Genomic DNA, 18251 nt, shown 5'->3' on the forward strand with positions numbered 1-18251 from the left:
GAAAAAAGTAAAGAAAAATTTGGGGTGTTAAAAAGATGAAATGGACGATATCTTGTCTTCAATTTGATATTTCATACGGCAAACCTTCGGAAAATATAAAAAAGGCTGAATTTTTCATCGGAAAAGAAAGCAAACATGCTGATGTTCTTGTTCTGCCTGAATTATGGACGACCGGATATGATCTGGCCAATCTTGATGAACTCGCTGACGAAGACGGCCGCTCCGCTCAGAGCTGGCTGAAGAAAACGGCAAAAAAACATGGTGTTCATATTGTCGCCGGGTCGGTCGCTGTCAGGAAGAATTCTGATGTTTATAATACAATGTACATCGCGGATAAGGAAGGGCAAATCATTAAAGAGTACAGAAAAGCCCATCTTTTTCAGCTGATGGATGAGCATCTGTATTTATCAGCCGGTTCCGAAGACGGATACTTTGAGCTTGACGGCGTCAAAAGCTCTGGATTGATCTGTTACGATATCCGTTTTCCGGAATGGATCAGAAAACATACGACAAAAGGCGCCAACGTGCTGTTTATTTCTGCGGAATGGCCTCTTCCCCGCCTTGATCATTGGAAAAGCCTGCTTATTGCGCGGGCCATTGAAAACCAATGCTTTGTCGCAGCCTGCAATTGTACCGGTTCAAATCCGGATAATGAATTTGCAGGACATAGCCTGATTATTGATCCATGGGGGCGTGTACTTGCTGAAGGCGGCCGGGAAGAAGGCATAGTCCGAGCGGAAATCGACCTTCAAGAAAGCACAGAAGTTCGGGAGAGCATTCCTGTTTTCGATGATATCAGAAAAGATTTATATTAAAAAATATATTGACAACTAACTAAATTACCTGTTACCATGTTCATCAACTGATAAATTAGAATTGTCAAACAAGTGAATATATTCTCTTATCGAGAGTTGGGCGAGGGATTTGGCCTTTTGACCCCAACAGCAACCGACCGTAATTCCATTGTGAAATGGGGCGCATTTTTTTCGCGCCGAGACGCTGGTCTCTTAAGGCACGGTGCTAATTCCATTCAGATCTGATCTGAGAGATAAGAGAGGCGGACATAGATGTTAAGCCTCCTTCTCTCTGAGAAGGAGGCTTTTTTACGGCCACATATTAATTAATTACATAATTGGAGGTTATGATGATGGGAGTCACAAAAACACCTTTATACGAAACGTTAAATGAAAGCTCCGCTGTGGCGTTGGCGGTGAAGCTTGGCCTATTTCCAAGCAAAAGCACGCTGACATGCCAGGAGATCGGAGACGGCAACTTAAATTACGTTTTTCATATTTATGATCAAGAACATGACAGAGCATTGATCATTAAACAGGCGGTTCCGTATGCAAAAGTGGTGGGAGAAAGCTGGCCGCTGACAATCGACCGTGCAAGAATCGAAAGCAGCGCTCTCATCCGTCAGGGCGAGCATGTGCCTCACCTGGTTCCAAGAGTGTTTTATTCTGATACGGAAATGGCGGTTACCGTCATGGAGGATCTCTCTCACCTCAAGATCGCAAGAAAAGGACTCATTGAGGGTGAAAACTATCCTCATCTGTCGCAGCACATCGGTGAATTTTTAGGAAAAACACTTTTCTACTCATCAGATTACGCGCTTGAACCTAAGGTGAAAAAACAGCTTGTTAAACAGTTTACAAATCCAGAGCTATGCGACATTACGGAAAGACTTGTTTTTACAGATCCTTTCTTCGACCATAACACAAATGATTTTGAAGAAGAGCTTCGTCCTTTTGTCGAAAAGCTTTGGAATAATGACAGCGTTAAAATCGAAGCCGCTAAGCTGAAAAAGTCATTTTTAACGTCTGCAGAAACGTTGATTCATGGTGATTTGCATACAGGAAGCATTTTCGCAAGTGAGCACGAAACAAAGGTGATTGATCCTGAGTTTGCTTTTTACGGACCGATCGGCTTTGATGTAGGGCAATTTATCGCCAACTTATTTTTGAACGCACTCAGCCGTGACGGGGCTGACAGAGAGCCGTTATATGAACATGTCAACCAGGTCTGGGAAACGTTTGAAGAGACGTTTAGTGAAGCCTGGCGGAAGGACAGTCTGGATGTTTACGCCAACATCGACGGTTACCTCACTGATACGCTCAGCCATATTTTTGAAGAAGCAATCGGATTTGCGGGCTGTGAGCTGATACGACGCACGATCGGCCTTGCCCATGTAGCTGACCTGGATACGATCGTGCCGTTTGATAAACGAATCGGCAGAAAACGCTTGGCGCTCGAAACCGGCACAGCCTTTATCGAAAAACGTTCGGAATTCAAAACGATAACAGATGTTATTGAATTATTTAAGTTACTTGTAAAGGAATGATCTATTCATGACCCATTCATTTGCTGTTCCACGTTCTGTTGAATGGAAAGAAACAGCTATTACCATTTTAAATCAGCAAAAGCTTCCTGATGAGACGGAATATTTGGAGCTGACGACGAAAGAGGATGTATTTGATGCGATTGTCACGCTCAAAGTAAGGGGCGCTCCGGCGATCGGCATTACGGCTGCCTTCGGACTGGCGCTTGCTGCCAAAAACATTGAAACAGATAATGTCACGGAATTCCGCCGCAGACTGGAAGACATCAAACAATATTTAAACAGCTCACGGCCTACCGCCATTAATTTGTCATGGGCGCTTGAGAGACTGAGTCATTCGGTCGAAAACGCGATTTCCGTAAATGAAGCAAAAACAAACCTTGTCCATGAAGCCATTCAGATTCAGGTCGAGGATGAGGAAACTTGCCGGTTGATCGGCCAAAACGCCCTGCAGCTTTTCAAAAAAGGCGACAGGATCATGACGATCTGCAATGCCGGCTCAATCGCGACAAGCCGCTATGGAACGGCGCTAGCTCCGTTTTACTTGGCCAAACAAAAAGATTTGGGATTACACATTTATGCCTGTGAAACAAGGCCTGTCCTGCAAGGTTCACGCCTTACTGCTTGGGAGCTGATGCAGGGGGGCATTGATGTCACTCTGATCACAGACAGCATGGCCGCCCATACGATGAAGGAAAAACAAATTTCCGCTGTTATCGTCGGAGCCGACCGAATTGCAAAGAACGGTGATACGGCAAATAAAATCGGCACATACGGTCTTGCTATTTTAGCAAACGCCTTTGACATTCCGTTTTTTGTCGCCGCACCTTTATCTACCTTTGATACAAAGGTCAAATGCGGCGCTGATATCCCGATAGAGGAACGAGATCCCGAGGAAGTCAGGCAGATTTCCGGAGTTCGGACCGCTCCATCCAATGTGCCTGTCTTTAATCCCGCTTTCGACATTACACCTCATGATCTCATTTCAGGAATCATCACAGAAAAAGGGATTATGACCGGAAACTATGAAGAAGAGATTGAACAGCTGTTTAGAGGAGAAAAGGTGCATTAAAAAACCGCTGGACTTTGCTCATTTGGAGCCGAGTCAGCGGTTTTTTTGTTTCTTTTTGTTAACATTGATGATTTCATCTTTTTGAGCGCTTGATAAGATATGCAGTTTCACAAACAGTTCGGCAAAAACGGCAAGTTTCTCAGAGCGGCTCGGCTTCAATTGCTTTGTCCTCCTTTTTCATCAGACCAACTTTTTTAACTTAATAAAATGATATGTCGGCCGTGAAAAAAAGGGAACGTGCCATATGTTTTATTTTTCTTTATAGGAGATTCGCTCGATGTTTAGCAAAAATGCTTTGATCTCCGTTTTGCTTCCGGCGTATCCTGTTAACGCACTGTTTTTGCCGATCACTCTGTGGCACGGGACAAAAATCGGCAGGTCATTACGTTTATTAGCCTGCCCGACAGCGCGCACCGCTTTCGGACTGCCGACCGCAGCGGCAATATCCGCATAGCTTCGGGATTCACCATATGGAATCCTCTCCAGCGCTTGCCACACTTTTTGCTGAAAAGGAGTGCCCTTTTGGCTGAGCGGCAGGGTGAATGTCTTCCTTTCGCCTGCGAAATATTCTTGAAGCTGTTGTTTCGCTTCTGCAAGATTAGGTGTTTCCATGTGCTCAGTATTCTGAACCGTTTCTTTCCAATCCACCCAATCTTCCTGACTGAGAAATAGACGAGTGATCCTCTTCGGCAATGATAAGTTCACCGAGCGGCGTTTCGGCTGTCGTATAGTAGTTCATTCATCATTCCTTCTTTCTTCAGCATTCTGTCTGACAGGAAGCGTAATATGGAAAACGGTGCCCTTCCCTTCTTCACTTTCTACCATAATTTCGCCTTGATGTTCTTCAATAATTTTATAGCTTACCATAAGCCCAAGTCCAGTTCCCCGTTCCTTTGTCGTATAAAACGGTTCACCAAGTCGCTTTAATTTATCTTCTGTCATTCCGATTCCCTCGTCTTTTAAGGAGATAAGAACATGATCTTGATCCAATGCCTTTATCGTTACAAAAATATTTCCGCCGTCAGGCATCACTTCGATGGCGTTTTTTAATATATTGATAAAAACCTGTTTCAGCTGATTCGGTTCACAGTAAATCGGGGGAATGTCGTCAATTAAATCAAGTTGCATTTGTACATTGCTGAGATTGGCTTGCGCATTTAGTAGGTCTATCGTGTCCCTCATAATTTGGGTAACATGTTTTTCCTCATACATAATGGCCTGGGGCTTGGCTAAAATCAAGAATTCGGTGATGATGGATTCGATGCGCTTTAGTTCTGAGGTGATCACGTTGAAGTAAAGGGCGTAGTCTCCCTCGACACTCCCTTTCAGAAGCTGAATGAAGCCTTTAAGAGCAGTCATCGGATTTCTGATTTCATGAGCAATGCCGGCTGCAAGTTCGCCGACAACATGAAGGGTATCTGATTTGCGCAGGCGTTCCTCCAATTCTTTTCGCTCTGTTACGTCTTTAAAGATAGCCAAGTTCATATTTTGAATAATATTCCGTTTAAATGAGAATTCGAGTTTTCTGTTATCACCGCTGCTCAGCAAAAATGGAATTTCGTTGTCCATTTCATCAAAATTAATCTGCCTTGCCGGTGATGCCAGATTTTCTATTTCATAAGCAGAAATAATGTCTAACAGGCTGTGCTGTTTTATCTCTTCATGTGACAGGCCCAAAATATGGCTTGCTAACGGGTTTGCGTCGATGATCCTGTATTGATTGTCGAACAATACATTGCCGTCCATTGAGCCGTTGAACACTTTTCTGAATTTCAGCTCGCTTTCCCGAAGCTCCTTTTCCATCCGCTTTCTGTCGCTTACATTTCTTAAGATCGTCAAATGCTGATTTTCAAGGATTGTCCGTTTTGAAGTAAATTCAAGCTCTTTGAATTGCCCGTTCCCCATTTGAAACAGCAGCTCTTCTCTAATCTCTCCGTATTTTGCGTATTTCCTTTTCGTTATGCTGTATTTCTGCTGCGAGTCTACGAGAAAATCACACAGCTTTCTTTTCAACAGCAAATTCATCGGCAGCTCAAAAATTTTACAGGCTGATTGATTCGCTTTTACGATTCTTCCGTCATTCGACCAGATGATGATGGCGTCCATTGCATTTTCAAAGATTTCTCTGAAGCGCTCCTCACTTTTAAAGAGCTGCAGCTCCATAGACCGCTTCTCTGTGATATCCCTCATAATGGACATATAAAAACCGCTGATGATGTTTGATGTAATCGTGAATTCAAATAGTTTTTGAACTCCTGAACGAAGCTTGACAGGCAGCTCCCCCTTCGCTTTTCCCTTGCGGTTGAGCGCCTTCCAGGTATTGTCGAAATCTTTTCGTGAGCCGCTGTCTATGAACTCATACAAAGATAAATGAGACAGCTCATTATGATTGATTTCAAAGCTTTTACAAAAGGACAAATTGGCATCAATAAAACCGCCATCTTTATCAAACAGGACGATTCCGTCAACTGCTCTGTCAAACAAGTCCTTAAAAAGCTGTTCATTCATAGAGAATTCCCGCTCCAGAATCTTCTTAGAAGATATGTCCCTCATGACAACAAAAAAGAAATCCTCACCAATACCTCTTTTGGCCAGAAACTCTATGTATTTTGTTGCCCCGCAATCAAGCCTGATCGGAACCTCCTTCCACAGAAAGCCTTTTTTAAAAAACTTCTTTACGGAAAGATTCAGTTCATCCTTTGGAATGGAAAACAAAAAATCCAAAACAGAACGCTTTTTCAAATCTTCCGAGTCAACTTGAAGCATCCTTTCTGTTGCTTCATTTGCCTGAACAATCCGCATTTCGTTATCACAAATAAAAATAGCATCGAGCGTATTGTTGACAATCACTTGATGCTGATTCAATTCCTTTTTCAGTCGCGCGTTTTCTTCTTTGAGGCGATTCAGTTCCTCTCGCAGCTCCGAGTTTGTCTGGACACCAAGAGTTTCCATGCATGTACACTCCTTCTTCAAAACCTATCCCTCAATATTTCTACAAAATGCGGGAACTTCCTTCATTTGCCCTATAAATTTCAGAAAATTTCAGCGCCATTACATTACGAAGACATTTTCTACGATCCTTACCGTCACTTTACATCGACCTAACAATCAGCATTTTTTTAGATTCCTTTTTCATCTTTTATTTTAAAATATGTACCAGCAGGGAATAATCTCTTAGTGATTGATGAAAGAGAAGGTGATGCTATGAGTAAATCGCGGGACAGTTATTTCGATAACGCAAAATTTTTATTAATATTCCTTGTTGTATTCGGTCATATCCTTCGTTCCTTTATTAATGATAATCATTTTATGCTCTACCTCTACAAGTTCATTTACACATTCCATATGCCTGCATTTATTCTTGTATCCGGTTATTTCGCGAAAGGCTTTAAACGGGCGGGATATGTAAAAAAGCTGGCGGTCAAGCTGATTATTCCGTATTTGATTTTCCAAATCATTTATTCCGTCTTTTATTACATTATGCAAGATGAAAGCATGGCAAATGTGAACCCGATTGATCCGCAATGGTCGTTATGGTTTCTTGTAAGCTTATTCTTTTGGAACCTGCTCCTATATCCTTTTTCAAAGCTTTCAAAACAGTGGGCGCTGTTTGTCAGCTGCGGAATCGCCGTGCTGATCGGTTATCTGGACTTTGTCAGCAGCACGCTGAGCTTGTCACGGACATTCGTATTCTTACCGATGTTCCTTGTCGGTTTTTATTTAAATAAACATCATTTTGATTTATTGAGATCAAAACGCGGCAAACAAATTGCGCTCGGAGTGCTTGCCGCAGTATTCGTCATCTGCTGGGGCATCGATTTTGACTATTCTTTTCTGTTTGGTTCAAAACCGTATTCTTCATTTGGAGACGTTACCCTGGTAAGCGGACTATCCCGAATCGGCTGGTATGTACTCGCCTTTGGGGCAACCTTCAGCTTTTTAGCGCTTGTTCCGCAAAAAAGGTATTTCTTTACTAAATGGGGAACCCGGACATTTTACGTGTATCTGCTTCACGGGTTTATTATTAAAACATTACGGCAGGTCGGGCTTGAGGATTGGCTTACTGACTATCAAAGCTTAGTGATCCTCTTGCTTTTAACAGCAGCCCTGACATCAGTCCTCTCCAGCAACTTTGTTAAGACAGTCGCTCAGCCCTTCATTGAGCTGAGGATGACCAGCTTATTGCAATTTGTCAGAGGAACGGGCAAAAATGCTTATTTAAAATAGAAAAAGCACCTCTTAAGCGGACGCCGCCTAAGAGGTCTTTTTTATTTTTGTTTTTTATTTTTGTTTTTTTCTTTTTTCTTTTCAGGCTTGGTGACTTCCAGCGTTTCGATGATCTTCCCGGCATTGTAATCCCCAAGTTCACTTGAGAACTCTTCCTCCAGCACCTTTTTATTCATAGGCTTTTTATGATTTTGCATGTCTCTGCTATGACGGTTTTTCTTCACAACTACATGCCTCCCTGCTGGCCCTGTTTGGAATTGCGGTTTGCCCCTCTAAAATTGGGGTCGTCATGATATTGTGTCTTATATGAATTGGGGTCCATGCTCTCGGTAGGTGTATTGTTATTTTTAATGGCTTCATTCACTTCAGCTTTACGCTTCATACGAATCCTCCTCGCCAGTTTTCAGACATTTTAAGATGCAGGAGCGTAAATTGCACCTGTCGAAGTTAGGTTCTCCAACTGAACAGGAGGCACACATCTTTTTTTTGGCAATCAAAAAACACCGCAAAGTATGCGGTGTTTTGCCTATCCGATAATCACTCTTTCTTTCGGATAGTGATAGTTCGCTTCAATTTCCTTTCTTCCGATTAGATACAGGAAGGTTAGAATGCCGATTCGCCCGATAAACATGACAATCATAATGACGCATTTTCCAACACTGCTCAAATCTGCTGTAATTCCAAGCGACAGGCCGGTTGTACCGAATGCCGAGCACACTTCAAACAAAAGCTCCAGCAGGGAATGCTTTTCTGTAATGGTCAGAATGAGTGTCGCGCCAAAAACGAGCAGGATCGCCATCATCGTGACAACAAGCGACTTCATCAAGTCAGCAGGGTGAAGCTCCCGTTTGAATACCTTTACGGCCTTATTGCCGCGGGCAAAATGAAACAGCGCAAGAAGGTTCAAAGCAAAAGTCGTTGTCCGTATGCCTCCCCCAACTGAGCTTGGCGACGCTCCGATAAACATCAGCGCACAAATAAAAAAGAGTGTGGAATCTGATAATTGGCTGATATCGATTGTTGCCAGTCCCCCGCTTCGGGTTGCCGTTGATTGAAACAAGGACAAAAACAAAATATCATGCCATGATTTTCCTGCGAACGCATGGTTTGCTTCCAGGGCAAAGATGCCAATGGCTCCAAACAAGACAAGTGAGCCGAACGTAATCGTCGTGATCTTTGTAAAAAGCGTAAATGGATAACGCCGATGCTTTGAAAACAGGAAATCCTTTACTTCAACAAGCACGGGAAATCCAATCGCTCCAAATATAATTAAAAGCATTGTAATAAACTGCACAAAGTAATCGTGGCGAAATGGAATCATCGAATTACCGGTAATATCAAATCCGCCGTTTGTCGTTGCACTGATACTGGCAAAAAATCCGTGTAAATAAGCTTCCTGATAGGAGTCATAGTAGGTTAAGAAATATGTGCCGAGTATCAGCCCGCCAAAAAATTCAATCCACAAGATCAGAAACAGTACCTGCTTCATCAGATTGACAATTCCTGAAAACTGGGATTGGTTTTGATCAACCATAATCAGCTTCCGTTCTTTCAGCCCGATTCGTTTTCCCATGATCAGCCAAATGAACGTTCCGAGCGTCATAATTCCGATTCCGCCAAATTGCAGAACAAATGCTAATATAAAAATCCCTATTGTGCTGAATGTATCAGCTGTATCAACAACCGTCAGCCCCGTTACACTGACTGAACTGACAGCTGTAAAAAGCGCATCAATAAACGTCCAATCCGCCCCCGGTTTATGGGCCGCCGGCAAACTCAGCAATATAACGGCCACAGTAACAGCAAGAAAATAATATAATGCGATCAACTGGGCCGGTGACAAGGCCTGTATCAATTTTCCAAACTTTAATCTCATGTAAAATCCTTCTGCCTCTCTTTTTAAGTACGGTAATTATTCTAAAGATATTAGGTCCATTTTTAAAGGCTTTTACGAAACATTTTCTTAACTTGCTTATTTTTTTATGATTTTAGTCAATGGATAAAATAAAAAACCTCTGAGAATTCTCTCAGAGGAACAATGTGTTTGTATTATTTAGCTTCCAGCCGCCTGATTCGCTCATCTAAATCAGGGTGAGTAGAGAAAAGCGAAGAGCGCTTCTTGCCATTAATCTTTAACGTTTGGACAGCTGTCTGATCGTCTTCCATAATCCGGGAAGAATAGCTTTTAAGCGTCCGCAGCGCATGAATCATCTTGTCCTTGCCGGCAAGATCCGCTCCTCCCCTGTCAGCATGGAATTCACGATGGCGTGAATACGCAAACACAACCAGGCTGCCAAGTATCGAAAAGACAATCTGAAAAATAATTATTGCAATAAAATGAACGATCGGCGCTAGATCTTCTTTGACAAAACGGCTTGCTATCCAAGCGGCGATACGCGATAAAAAGAAGACAAAGGTATTAACGATGCCTTGTAAAAGCGTCATTGTTACCATATCACCATTTGTAATATGCGCGACCTCGTGGGCAAGCACACCTTCAACTGCTGCGTCATCCATCTGCTCCAGCAGCCCTGACGATACTGCGACAAGTGAACGGCGTTTTGACGGTCCAGTCGCAAACGCGTTTACTTCAGGTGAACGGTAAATCCCGACTTCCGGCATTTTCGTTAAACCGGCAGAGCGGCTTAATCTGTGAACACGATCAACCAATTGCTGTTCCTCATAGCTGAGCGAGTGTTTTTTCGGATTCAGCACTCTGACACCCATCATCGTCTTTGCCATCCATCTGGACATCGCAAGAGACGTAAAGGAACCGACAAATCCAACGACTAAACTGAACACAAGAAGCGCCATTGGATCGATACCGCCATCAGCTGTAAAGTACGTCCCGACTCCTGTAACAGAGCTTAAAACAGACAAAACGATCCCGATTGTTGTAAGCACCAAAATATTCGTTAGAATAAACAGAAAAATTCTTTTCGCCATAACAACCTCCGTTATTTTAAGTTCAAAAGAACCTGTATATTTAAATTATAAAACATCCATTTGAAAATGCAAGGAATTCGACGTATGATGTTAATGTAATTTGCTGACGCTTGAATTTTGAACTTATACATAGACCTATATCCGCGTCAAATTGTTTAAAGAGGTGAACAATGAACATTTTTAAACTCTCTCGAACCGATATGGTGCGGCTGCTCTATTCCCTAAAAGGACAAGGAGAACATAGCCCGCTCGACATTCTCGTCCAATCAGCGAACATGTCAGCAGAAAAAGCAGCCAATCATCTAGAAATTCCTGAATTTCTTACAAGATATGAACGAAAAAAACAGAAAAAAGAATACGGACTGTCTACAAATGAAATCGTAGAGCTTGGCAACTTATGCGAGCTGACTTCGTTAAAGTCAACCGCGATTCAAAACTGGGTAAAGCGTGATATCAAAGATCTGATCGGACACCCTGAGCTAGGCAAAAAATACTCAATTGAACAGGCAGTTATTCTTTTAATTGTACGTGATTTAAAATCCATTTATGACTTTGAACACATACGGGCTATTTTAAAAGTGGCCTTTAACACAATCTCAGACAGATCTGATGATGTCATCAGCCCGATTGCTTATTATGAAAGCTGCGCATATGTGCTTGATGCCATCCATCACCAAGATACTCCTTCTATGAAAGAATCAAATCTGCAGGAGATCGCCGAACAGGAGACAGAGCGTCTCCGTCACCGTTTTGAAGAACTGAATGACAGCCAATGGCTTAAAATCAGACAGATTATCGCCATTACAGTCCTCTCCATTTTGACATTCCATATTCAGGCAACCGCACATAAAATGACAGCAGACATTCTATAGTCTGCGCCACCCCGGCTCAGAGGCCGGGGTTTTATTTTTCTCCACAACAATTGCCAGCATAAATAAACCCCGTATATTTCAAACTAAATACGCGTTAAGAATTTCTTTATCGAAAAAGGAGATGAAAAAGATGGCGAGCAGAAATAAACTCGTTGTTCCAGGGGTGGAGCAGGCACTAGACCAATTTAAACTCGAAGTGGCTCAAGAATTCGGTGTGAACCTTGGTTCTGATACAGTCGCACGCGCTAACGGCTCTGTAGGCGGAGAAATGACAAAGCGGCTGGTACAGCAAGCACAATCACAATTAAATGGCACAACTAAATAAATTCAGGTCTTTATTCGCCGGGGGCACTCGGCGAATCTTCATTTTTAGCTGAATTATTATCACTGCTGTAGCCGTTTGGATTACGTCGGTCTGAAGCGTTATCCCTTCTGGACGAAGAACGGTTCTTGCCTTGTTCACCATTGTTCCAGTCCCTGTGATATTGGCTTTGGCCCTTGTCAGCGCCGTTATTTTCATTTCCTTTATCTTGAGGATCTTGTATTGGGGTTTGCTCATGGTCCCCATCTTTTTCGGTATTTGTGTTTTCATCTGATTCCTTTATTTTTTTATCTTTGTCACTATCATCAATCTGGTCATCCGCTTTCTCTTCTTTCTGGTCTCCGGAATCCGCATCATTCAGCTGTTCATTATCTCCTTGCTTGCTGTCCTGGGTGTCAGTTTGATCGGTGTTTTCATCCTCATTTTCATCACTCTTTTGATCCTCTTCCCCGGATGGTTTGCTGGAGTCATCTTTTAAATCTTTATTGTCATTCTTTTCATTTGATTTGATGTAGCTGCCTGTTGAGACGCCTTCTTTCTTCGCTTTTTCCCTCGTTTGCATATCTGACTCGAGAGATTCCATGCGGTATGTCGTTTTATATTTTTCAGTCACATCATTCAGCTGTTTTTTCACAGCCTTTTTATATGTATTGTCTTCTGTGTTTTCATAAACAGTGGAAATCAATATTTCTTTCGATTTCTTTACATACCCGTGTTCACTGCAGTCGGTTATAATATCGTCAATCACCTTTTTAAAATCAGTCTTCTCCCAATCATCTATATCATTCACGACTTTCTGTCCCTCATCGTTTAGAGGTGTCAGTTCAATCACTTCATAATCGCTGTTTAACGCCATTTCGACGCTTGGATTGATATCGATTGTCATATACGCATAGGCCTTATTATTAGAAAAAACGGGGAGAACTATAAAAATAAAAAGCATAATAGCAGTCATCGTAAAAATCCCCATTTTGAAAGGGCGCAGTTTAAAAAAATCAAAAAAGCTGGCCCTTCTGCCCATGCGTGTTTCACTCGGAAGCATGATTTCTTCACCGATTTCATAGCTGTGTCGATCATTTTTGGCTTTTAAAAATTGTCCGTCAGGGGTCAGCAACGTGACGAATTTTTTATTTTTCTCTACTATAATCCCTCTTCTCATGAGTGCAGCACCCCTTTAAGATAATCTTTTAAATAAATATAATCACCCGTAATGATAATACACATCGCAATAATATATTTTCTGTTTCTCTCAATCGTTTTTCGGCTTACAGAGACAAGCTGTTCAAGCTGTTTGACCGGAAGCTGCTTCTTTGTATACAGGATAGCGGCCAATTCTTCATGTTCAACAAGCGTCATTGCCACCTTTATGGCGTTTTGCCTTGCATCCGTGTGCTTTGGAGAATTTTCAAGCAGTTCTTTAAACGATAAACCATAATCCTTGAGCTGCTTTTGAAAATAGAGGATTTCCTCCCGCCTCTGCTCCTGTTCAATCTGACGGCGGTATTCATCTATGGAAAGCTCGGCTTCAATCAGGCTTTGTGATGACTCCTGATCGTCTCCTTCCTGTAAATCGATATTTATATTTTGTGCGCTTCTGGCTTCTTTTCTAATGTAATCAATGACTTTTCTTTTTATAATAAGCTCAGCAAATGCGAGCAGAGAATTTCCTTTTTCAGGTGAATATTTTTCTATAGCTTCATTAAACGCGATCAGTCCAATACTGAACTCATCGTCTTTTTCATCTATATATCGTTTACAAACGGATGAAACCGTCTTTGCGATAAATGGCTTATATTGCTGTATTAATTCATTTTGCAGATCTTTATTGCCTTTTTGTATACTCTCAACAGCTTTTTCAAGTGTTTGCTTCTTTTTTCCCAATTTAAACAAAAGGCTAAGCACTGGTTTCACCTCAGTTCCTCCCTATAACTACTCATTAATGATAGCTAATTTGATAGGGATTCGCAAAGGAGAAAAAGAAATATTGATTTCCAATGTCTCAATTATGACAAACCATTCTGTCGTCCTATACATGATTTCGTGCCTTTCTAAAGAATTAAGGGGGTTTTATGCGTGTTTTTTGTAACAAAGATGTTATAAAAATGTTATTTTATTTCGCTTATGAAAACGCTTCAAACACAAAAAGACTCTGCTTTTAAGCAGAGTCTTTCAGATTACGCCCGTTCACGGGTGCTGTTTTTTTGTTCGTTTTGTGCGCCCTCCGGCTGTTTTTTCCCACCTGACATAAACCAGCCGCAAACCGCGATTGCTGCTAAGACACCCCAGAATATCAGCTTCCATGTTCCAGAATGGATAAAGTGCTCAGAAACAACCGCTATGTCGCGATGGGCAAGCGTATATAAAGCAAGCTTCACTCCGACCCAGCCGACAATCACAAAGGCTGCTGTTTCTAGGCTTGGACGTTCCTTTAATAACTTCACAAACATGGAAGCCGCAAACCGCATGATCACCAGTCCGATGATACCGCCGGCCAAAATGACGAGAAATTGTCCTCCGTCAAGTCCGCCGATCTTCGGGAGTGATGTCCCAGGAAGTGTAACCGCCAGCGCTACTGCTGCTAAGATGGAATCAACAGCAAACGCGATATCTGCCAGTTCAACTTTTAAAACAGTCGGCCAAAAACCGCTTTGCTTCGTCTCTTTATGTGTGTCTTCTTTCTTAAATACATATCTTTTCAATAAGTGGCTTGCTGAGATATACAGCAAATAGATCGCGCCAATCGCTTGAACCTGCCATACGTTGACCAAAAATGAAATGGCGAATAAAGAGCCAAATCGCAGAACAAAAGCCCCTGCCAATCCATAAAATAACGCTTTTTTTCTTTTTTCCTCCGGCAAATGTTTTACCATTACCGCCATAACCAGCGCGTTATCGGCGGCTAAAATCCCTTCCAGCCCGATCAAGACGAGAAGAACCCAACCATACTCTAATAATAATGCTGCATCCATAAATGATACCCTCCCAAAAAAGTTGTTTTCTTTCTCTTCATCCGATCTTATGCCGGCCGGACCATGCAAAAAAGACCTTTGCCGACATAAGGCAAAGGTCTTGCTAGACATGAATTCAGGCATGCCAACAAAGCCGATGGATACAATCCATGAAATGACGACTTTGTTTCCGGAATACATTCCGGACGCTACTCCCCTTTGGGATTTCAAGAAATATGATTTTATACGTCAATGATATGCGCAGCGCAATGATTTGTCAACGTTTATTTTTCAAAAATACAGATAATTGTTCGGAGTGCGTGCGTTTCTTCCTCTTTTTCATCAGTAAGTAGAGCAGGAAAAGCGCCAAAATGGCTATCCCGATCGGAAGCATATATTGATCAAGAATAGAGCCGACTTCCTTCCAATTTTCACCGAGCTTCACACCGAGATAAACATATACAAATGTAATCGGAAGCATAGCAATGAATGTATAAAGCGAAAACACCCAAACATTCATTTTTGCAATTCCGCACGGTATGGAAATCAATGTCCTGATGCCAGGCAAGAAACGGCCGCTGAACGCGACAAAGCCACCATGTTTTTTGAAAAATTTATCTGACTTATCAAGCGCTTCAGGTTTAATAAAGAGATACTTCCCAAAACGTTCAAGAAACGGCCTTCCTCCGTACCGGCCTATCCAATACAGCGTAAGCGGACCGGCCACTCCTCCAAGCGATCCTGCCAAAACAACGCCGGCAAGTGTCATATCGCCTTTAGATACCCAATAGCCCGCAAGCGGCAAGACGACTTCGGCCGGGATAAACTCAATACTGAGCGCTAGAAATATTCCAAAATAAGATAAGCTTTTAAATGCTTCTATCCATGACATAACCAGCTCTTCGATAGCCACCAACTCCCTTGTTTCATGTTTATGTATTATACATTTTTGTTTTTTCGGAAAACGTCAAGATGATTTTAACACATTTTTCACGGTCAGTTGAACTAAAAATAGATCTCCCTCGTATTTCTATCGTTTTGAAGGCTGAAACTCTGCGGTTAAGCAGCCGATAATAAAGAGAGTCAACAAGACTGGAACACACGATACGGGGGGAATCTCCATTTGGAAATACACGTTACATATAATACGACGCTCATATGTTTATCTATTCTAATTGCCTGTACCGCCTCGTATATTTCCCTTGAACTATCAAGGAAAGTCACCATCAATACAGGATTAAAAAGTAAAATTTGGCTGATCGGCGGCTCACTTATTATGGGATTCGGTATTTGGTCAATGCATTTTGTAGGGATGATGGCCGTCCATATGGAAATGCCGATGGAATATGAATTCATGCCATTAATGGCAGCCATTGGCGCATCTGTTTCGGGATCATTTGTGTCATTATATTTTGTCAGCCGATACATTCTTACATATTACAGACTGCTTACCGGATCAGTTGTGCTTGGCGCATCTATTGCTTCTATGCACTATATCGGAATGTCTGCCATTTCCCGGGTAATGATTGTTTACGAACCGATTTTATTTACAGTTTCAATTATCATTGCGATTGCAGCCTCTTTCGTCTCGTTAAAAATATTCTTTGACTTGGCCGTGAAAAAACATTCTGAGCATCTTATATTCTATAAAGTCGTCAGTTCAATTGTAATGGGTATTGGGATTTCGGGCATGCACTACACAGGGATGCTTGCGGCAACTTTCCATAAGGACATGGCTCCGCCCGGAAGCCATATGGAGGTGCAAACGTTTCATTGGTCAATTTTTGTTACTTTAATTATTTTTTGTATCCAAACGTTATTGTTATTCAGTTCCCATGCAGATCGAAAGTTTATTAAACAGAGCGAACGCATAAAGGATAACGAACAGCGATTTCAGTCTTTAATCGTCCACAATATTGATGCAATCTTTATTTTATCATTAGAAGGAGACATAATATCTTCCAATCACGCTGGTGAGGAAATGATCAGCAAATTTGGCTTCAGCATGCATGACTGGAGGAATTACACATCACAGAAGATTAAGCGCCTTTTTGAGCAAGTTAAAAAAGATAAACAAGCGATGAACAGCGATAGCGATCTTATCACTGAAAAAGGCCAGTTTCACTTAAATATTACGCTTATACCTGTTGAGGTCAATCAGGAACTAGACAGCATTTATGTCATTTGTAAAGACATGACGAAGCAGTACAAAGCAGAAAAAGAAATCCATAGAATGGCTCATTATGATTCGCTTACAGACTTACCTAACAGAAGGCATGCCATCTCTCATCTAACAAAGGTGCTGAATCGCGAGCATTCCTTGCATTATAACACTGTTGTATTCTTTCTTGACTTAAACCGGTTTAAAGTGATTAACGATGCATTAGGGCATAATGTCGGTGATCAATTGCTTCAGTTTGCAGCTAAACGCCTGTCATCTGTAGTCCCTGATAACGGATTTATCGCCCGTCTTGGCGGTGATGAATTTATTATTATATTAACAGACGCCAATACAGGAACAGGCGAAGCAGATGTTTTAGCAAGAAAAATTATCCAAAAATTCAAAAAACCTTTCAAAATTCAAGATCACACCCTTGTCACATCTGTCAGTATCGGGATTGCGATATCTCCAAAAGACGGGACGGATGGCCTTGAATTGATGAAAAAGGCTGATATGGCGATGTATGCGGCTAAAGAACGAAACAAAAGCAAATACAGATACTATTCTTTTTCAATCGGCAACAAAGAAACCGTTAAGCTTAACCAAGAGATGGTACTCAGAGAAGCAATCGAAAACGATAGATTTGTCTTGCATTATCAGCCGCAATTCAGTGTGAAAAAACAAAAAATGACAGGAGCAGAAGCACTGATACGCCTTGTGACACCAGACGGGCAACTGCGTCCGCCCGGAGAATTCATCGGTGTTGCAGAAGAAACGGGACTTATTATTGATATCGGAAAGTGGATTATAGATGAAGCATGCAAGCAGGCAAGGATTTGGCATGACAAAGGCTATGATCTTTCTGTCGCCATTAATATTTCCGCCAGACAGTTTCAATCTAAAGATCTGATTCCCCTCATCAAGGATACGCTTAATAAGTACCAGCTTCCTCCGCAGCTTCTTGAAGTGGAGGTGACGGAAAGCATGACAATGGACAATCTCGATCACTCCAAAAAGGTTTTGTCATCCCTAACAGAATTAGGAATCAGAATCAGTATTGACGATTTCGGTACTGGTCACAGCTCTCTTAGCTATTTGAAGGACTTCCCGATTCACAGGCTGAAGATTGACAAATCATTTATTGACGATATTCAGACCCATCCTAAATCAGAGCAAATTACCGGAGCTATTATTGCCATGGGACATCAGCTGTCTTTGCAGGTGATTGCCGAAGGTGTGGAAAATGCAGCTCAAAAGCAGCTTCTTTTTGAAAAAGGCTGCGACCATTTGCAGGGCTTCTTTTTCAGCAGGCCAATACCTCCGGAACAATTCGAACAATTCATTATTGAACAGCCGTCGCAATAA

Annotated in this window: 17 protein-coding genes, 1 pseudogene and 2 riboswitches; of the genes and pseudogenes, 7 read left to right on the top strand and 11 right to left on the bottom strand. The window is 41.9% G+C overall.

The genetic code is table 11. The features are described from left to right. Nucleotides 1-35: 35 nt before the first annotated feature. The 3 genes from SB658_RS07970 (at nt 36) to mtnA (ending at nt 3410) form a co-directional block, all read left to right on the top strand. Entirely contained in the window at nt 36-815 is a 780-nt protein-coding gene (locus SB658_RS07970; RefSeq protein WP_144500797.1) for a carbon-nitrogen family hydrolase, read from the top strand. Between the two features lie 83 nt (nt 816-898). Next, a riboswitch (SAM riboswitch) is annotated at nt 899-1055 on the top strand. Between the two features lie 92 nt (nt 1056-1147). Continuing rightward, on the top strand, nt 1148-2341 hold the full coding sequence (mtnK, locus tag SB658_RS07975; protein ID WP_144500798.1) for an S-methyl-5-thioribose kinase: 1194 nt from the start codon (nt 1148-1150) through the stop codon (nt 2339-2341). Nucleotides 2342-2348: 7 nt separating this feature from the next. Next, nucleotides 2349-3410: an S-methyl-5-thioribose-1-phosphate isomerase gene (mtnA, locus tag SB658_RS07980; RefSeq protein WP_021479417.1), complete on the top strand. Its 1062-nt coding sequence runs from the start codon at nt 2349-2351 to the stop codon at nt 3408-3410. 33 nt (nt 3411-3443) lie between these two features. On the opposite strand, the gene SB658_RS07985 is transcribed toward mtnA, so the two are convergent. From SB658_RS07985 to kinE, 3 genes and pseudogenes are all read right to left on the bottom strand, one after another. Further along, nucleotides 3444-3569: a hypothetical protein gene (locus tag SB658_RS07985; protein ID WP_003232500.1), complete on the bottom strand. Its 126-nt coding sequence runs from the start codon at nt 3567-3569 to the stop codon at nt 3444-3446. A 90-nt stretch (nt 3570-3659) separates the two neighbouring features. Continuing rightward, a pseudogene (ogt, locus tag SB658_RS07990) lies at nt 3660-4149 on the bottom strand (methylated-DNA--protein-cysteine methyltransferase). Continuing rightward, nucleotides 4146-6362, bottom strand: coding sequence for a sporulation two-component system sensor histidine kinase KinE (gene kinE, locus SB658_RS07995; RefSeq protein ID WP_041850901.1), 2217 nt, complete (start codon nt 6360-6362; stop codon nt 4146-4148). Before kinE ends, ogt begins: the two are co-directional and overlap by 4 nt. Before the next feature lie 252 nt (nt 6363-6614). Here kinE and SB658_RS08000 point away from each other — a divergent pair, with 252 nt between their 5' ends. Further along, nucleotides 6615-7637, top strand: coding sequence for an acyltransferase family protein (locus SB658_RS08000; RefSeq protein ID WP_003245573.1), 1023 nt, complete (start codon nt 6615-6617; stop codon nt 7635-7637). A 41-nt stretch (nt 7638-7678) separates the two neighbouring features. On the opposite strand, the gene SB658_RS08005 is transcribed toward SB658_RS08000, so the two are convergent. From SB658_RS08005 to htpX, 4 genes are all read right to left on the bottom strand, one after another. After that, the gene (locus SB658_RS08005; protein WP_015715779.1) at nt 7679-7861 is read right to left on the bottom strand and encodes a hypothetical protein; all 183 of its coding nucleotides are present in this window, start codon (nt 7859-7861) and stop codon (nt 7679-7681) included. A gap of 2 nt (nt 7862-7863) precedes the next feature. After that, on the bottom strand, nt 7864-8019 hold the full coding sequence (locus SB658_RS08010) for a hypothetical protein (protein ID WP_003232510.1): 156 nt from the start codon (nt 8017-8019) through the stop codon (nt 7864-7866). Between the two features lie 144 nt (nt 8020-8163). Next, on the bottom strand, nt 8164-9513 hold the full coding sequence (ktrD, locus tag SB658_RS08015; RefSeq protein WP_003244672.1) for a Ktr system potassium transporter KtrD: 1350 nt from the start codon (nt 9511-9513) through the stop codon (nt 8164-8166). Between the two features lie 173 nt (nt 9514-9686). Further along, on the bottom strand, nt 9687-10583 hold the full coding sequence (gene htpX, locus SB658_RS08020) for a protease HtpX (protein ID WP_029726986.1): 897 nt from the start codon (nt 10581-10583) through the stop codon (nt 9687-9689). 170 nt (nt 10584-10753) lie between these two features. On the opposite strand from htpX, the gene htpK reads away from it, so the two are divergent. Both htpK and sspD read left to right on the top strand, forming a co-directional pair. After that, entirely contained in the window at nt 10754-11455 is a 702-nt protein-coding gene (gene htpK / locus SB658_RS08025) for a transcriptional regulator HtpK (protein ID WP_003245220.1), read from the top strand. A gap of 130 nt (nt 11456-11585) precedes the next feature. Beyond that, the gene (gene sspD / locus SB658_RS08030; protein ID WP_003218568.1) at nt 11586-11780 is read left to right on the top strand and encodes an acid-soluble spore protein SspD; all 195 of its coding nucleotides are present in this window, start codon (nt 11586-11588) and stop codon (nt 11778-11780) included. Nucleotides 11781-11790: 10 nt separating this feature from the next. On the opposite strand, the gene rsgI is transcribed toward sspD, so the two are convergent. The 4 genes from rsgI to SB658_RS08050 form a co-directional block, all read right to left on the bottom strand. After that, nucleotides 11791-12936, bottom strand: coding sequence for an anti-sigma-I factor RsgI (gene rsgI, locus SB658_RS08035; protein ID WP_029726985.1), 1146 nt, complete (start codon nt 12934-12936; stop codon nt 11791-11793). Further along, nucleotides 12933-13688 carry an RNA polymerase sigma factor SigI gene (sigI, locus tag SB658_RS08040; protein ID WP_003245855.1) on the bottom strand — a complete coding sequence of 252 codons (756 nt, stop codon included), beginning with the start codon at nt 13686-13688 and terminating at the stop codon, nt 12933-12935. Before sigI ends, rsgI begins: the two co-directional genes overlap by 4 nt. 263 nt (nt 13689-13951) lie before the next feature. Then, nucleotides 13952-14746, bottom strand: a complete 795-nt coding sequence (locus SB658_RS08045) for a TerC family protein (RefSeq protein WP_003245669.1) — start codon at nt 14744-14746, stop codon at nt 13952-13954. Between the two features lie 105 nt (nt 14747-14851). Further along, nucleotides 14852-14955, bottom strand: a riboswitch (yybP-ykoY riboswitch). Between the two features lie 47 nt (nt 14956-15002). Continuing rightward, nucleotides 15003-15668 (bottom strand): DedA family protein, encoded by a 666-nt coding sequence (locus SB658_RS08050; protein WP_029726984.1) that lies wholly within the window; start codon nt 15666-15668, stop codon nt 15003-15005. Between the two features lie 180 nt (nt 15669-15848). Between SB658_RS08050 and SB658_RS08055 the strand changes: the two genes are divergently transcribed. Continuing rightward, nucleotides 15849-18251 carry an EAL domain-containing protein gene (locus tag SB658_RS08055; RefSeq protein WP_029726983.1) on the top strand — a complete coding sequence of 801 codons (2403 nt, stop codon included), beginning with the start codon at nt 15849-15851 and terminating at the stop codon, nt 18249-18251.

Origin of the sequence: Bacillus sp. SIMBA_008 (assembly GCF_046535495.1) — a bacterium.
GTDB lineage: Bacteria > Bacillota > Bacilli > Bacillales > Bacillaceae > Bacillus > Bacillus subtilis.

Coding starts and splice junctions, on each gene's coding strand:
- ktrD (WP_003244672.1), bottom strand. CDS start 9,513: ATGAGATTAAAGTTTGGAAAATTGATACAGGCCTTGTCACCGGCCCAG.
- htpX (WP_029726986.1), bottom strand. CDS start 10,583: ATGGCGAAAAGAATTTTTCTGTTTATTCTAACGAATATTTTGGTGCTT.
- kinE (WP_041850901.1), bottom strand. CDS start 6,362: ATGGAAACTCTTGGTGTCCAGACAAACTCGGAGCTGCGAGAGGAACTG.
- rsgI (WP_029726985.1), bottom strand. CDS start 12,936: ATGAGAAGAGGGATTATAGTAGAGAAAAATAAAAAATTCGTCACGTTG.
- htpK (WP_003245220.1), top strand. CDS start 10,754: ATGAACATTTTTAAACTCTCTCGAACCGATATGGTGCGGCTGCTCTAT.
- sspD (WP_003218568.1), top strand. CDS start 11,586: ATGGCGAGCAGAAATAAACTCGTTGTTCCAGGGGTGGAGCAGGCACTA.
- SB658_RS07970 (WP_144500797.1), top strand. CDS start 36: ATGAAATGGACGATATCTTGTCTTCAATTTGATATTTCATACGGCAAA.
- SB658_RS08045 (WP_003245669.1), bottom strand. CDS start 14,746: ATGGATGCAGCATTATTATTAGAGTATGGTTGGGTTCTTCTCGTCTTG.
- SB658_RS08000 (WP_003245573.1), top strand. CDS start 6,615: ATGAGTAAATCGCGGGACAGTTATTTCGATAACGCAAAATTTTTATTA.
- SB658_RS08010 (WP_003232510.1), bottom strand. CDS start 8,019: ATGAAGCGTAAAGCTGAAGTGAATGAAGCCATTAAAAATAACAATACA.
- mtnK (WP_144500798.1), top strand. CDS start 1,148: ATGGGAGTCACAAAAACACCTTTATACGAAACGTTAAATGAAAGCTCC.
- mtnA (WP_021479417.1), top strand. CDS start 2,349: ATGACCCATTCATTTGCTGTTCCACGTTCTGTTGAATGGAAAGAAACA.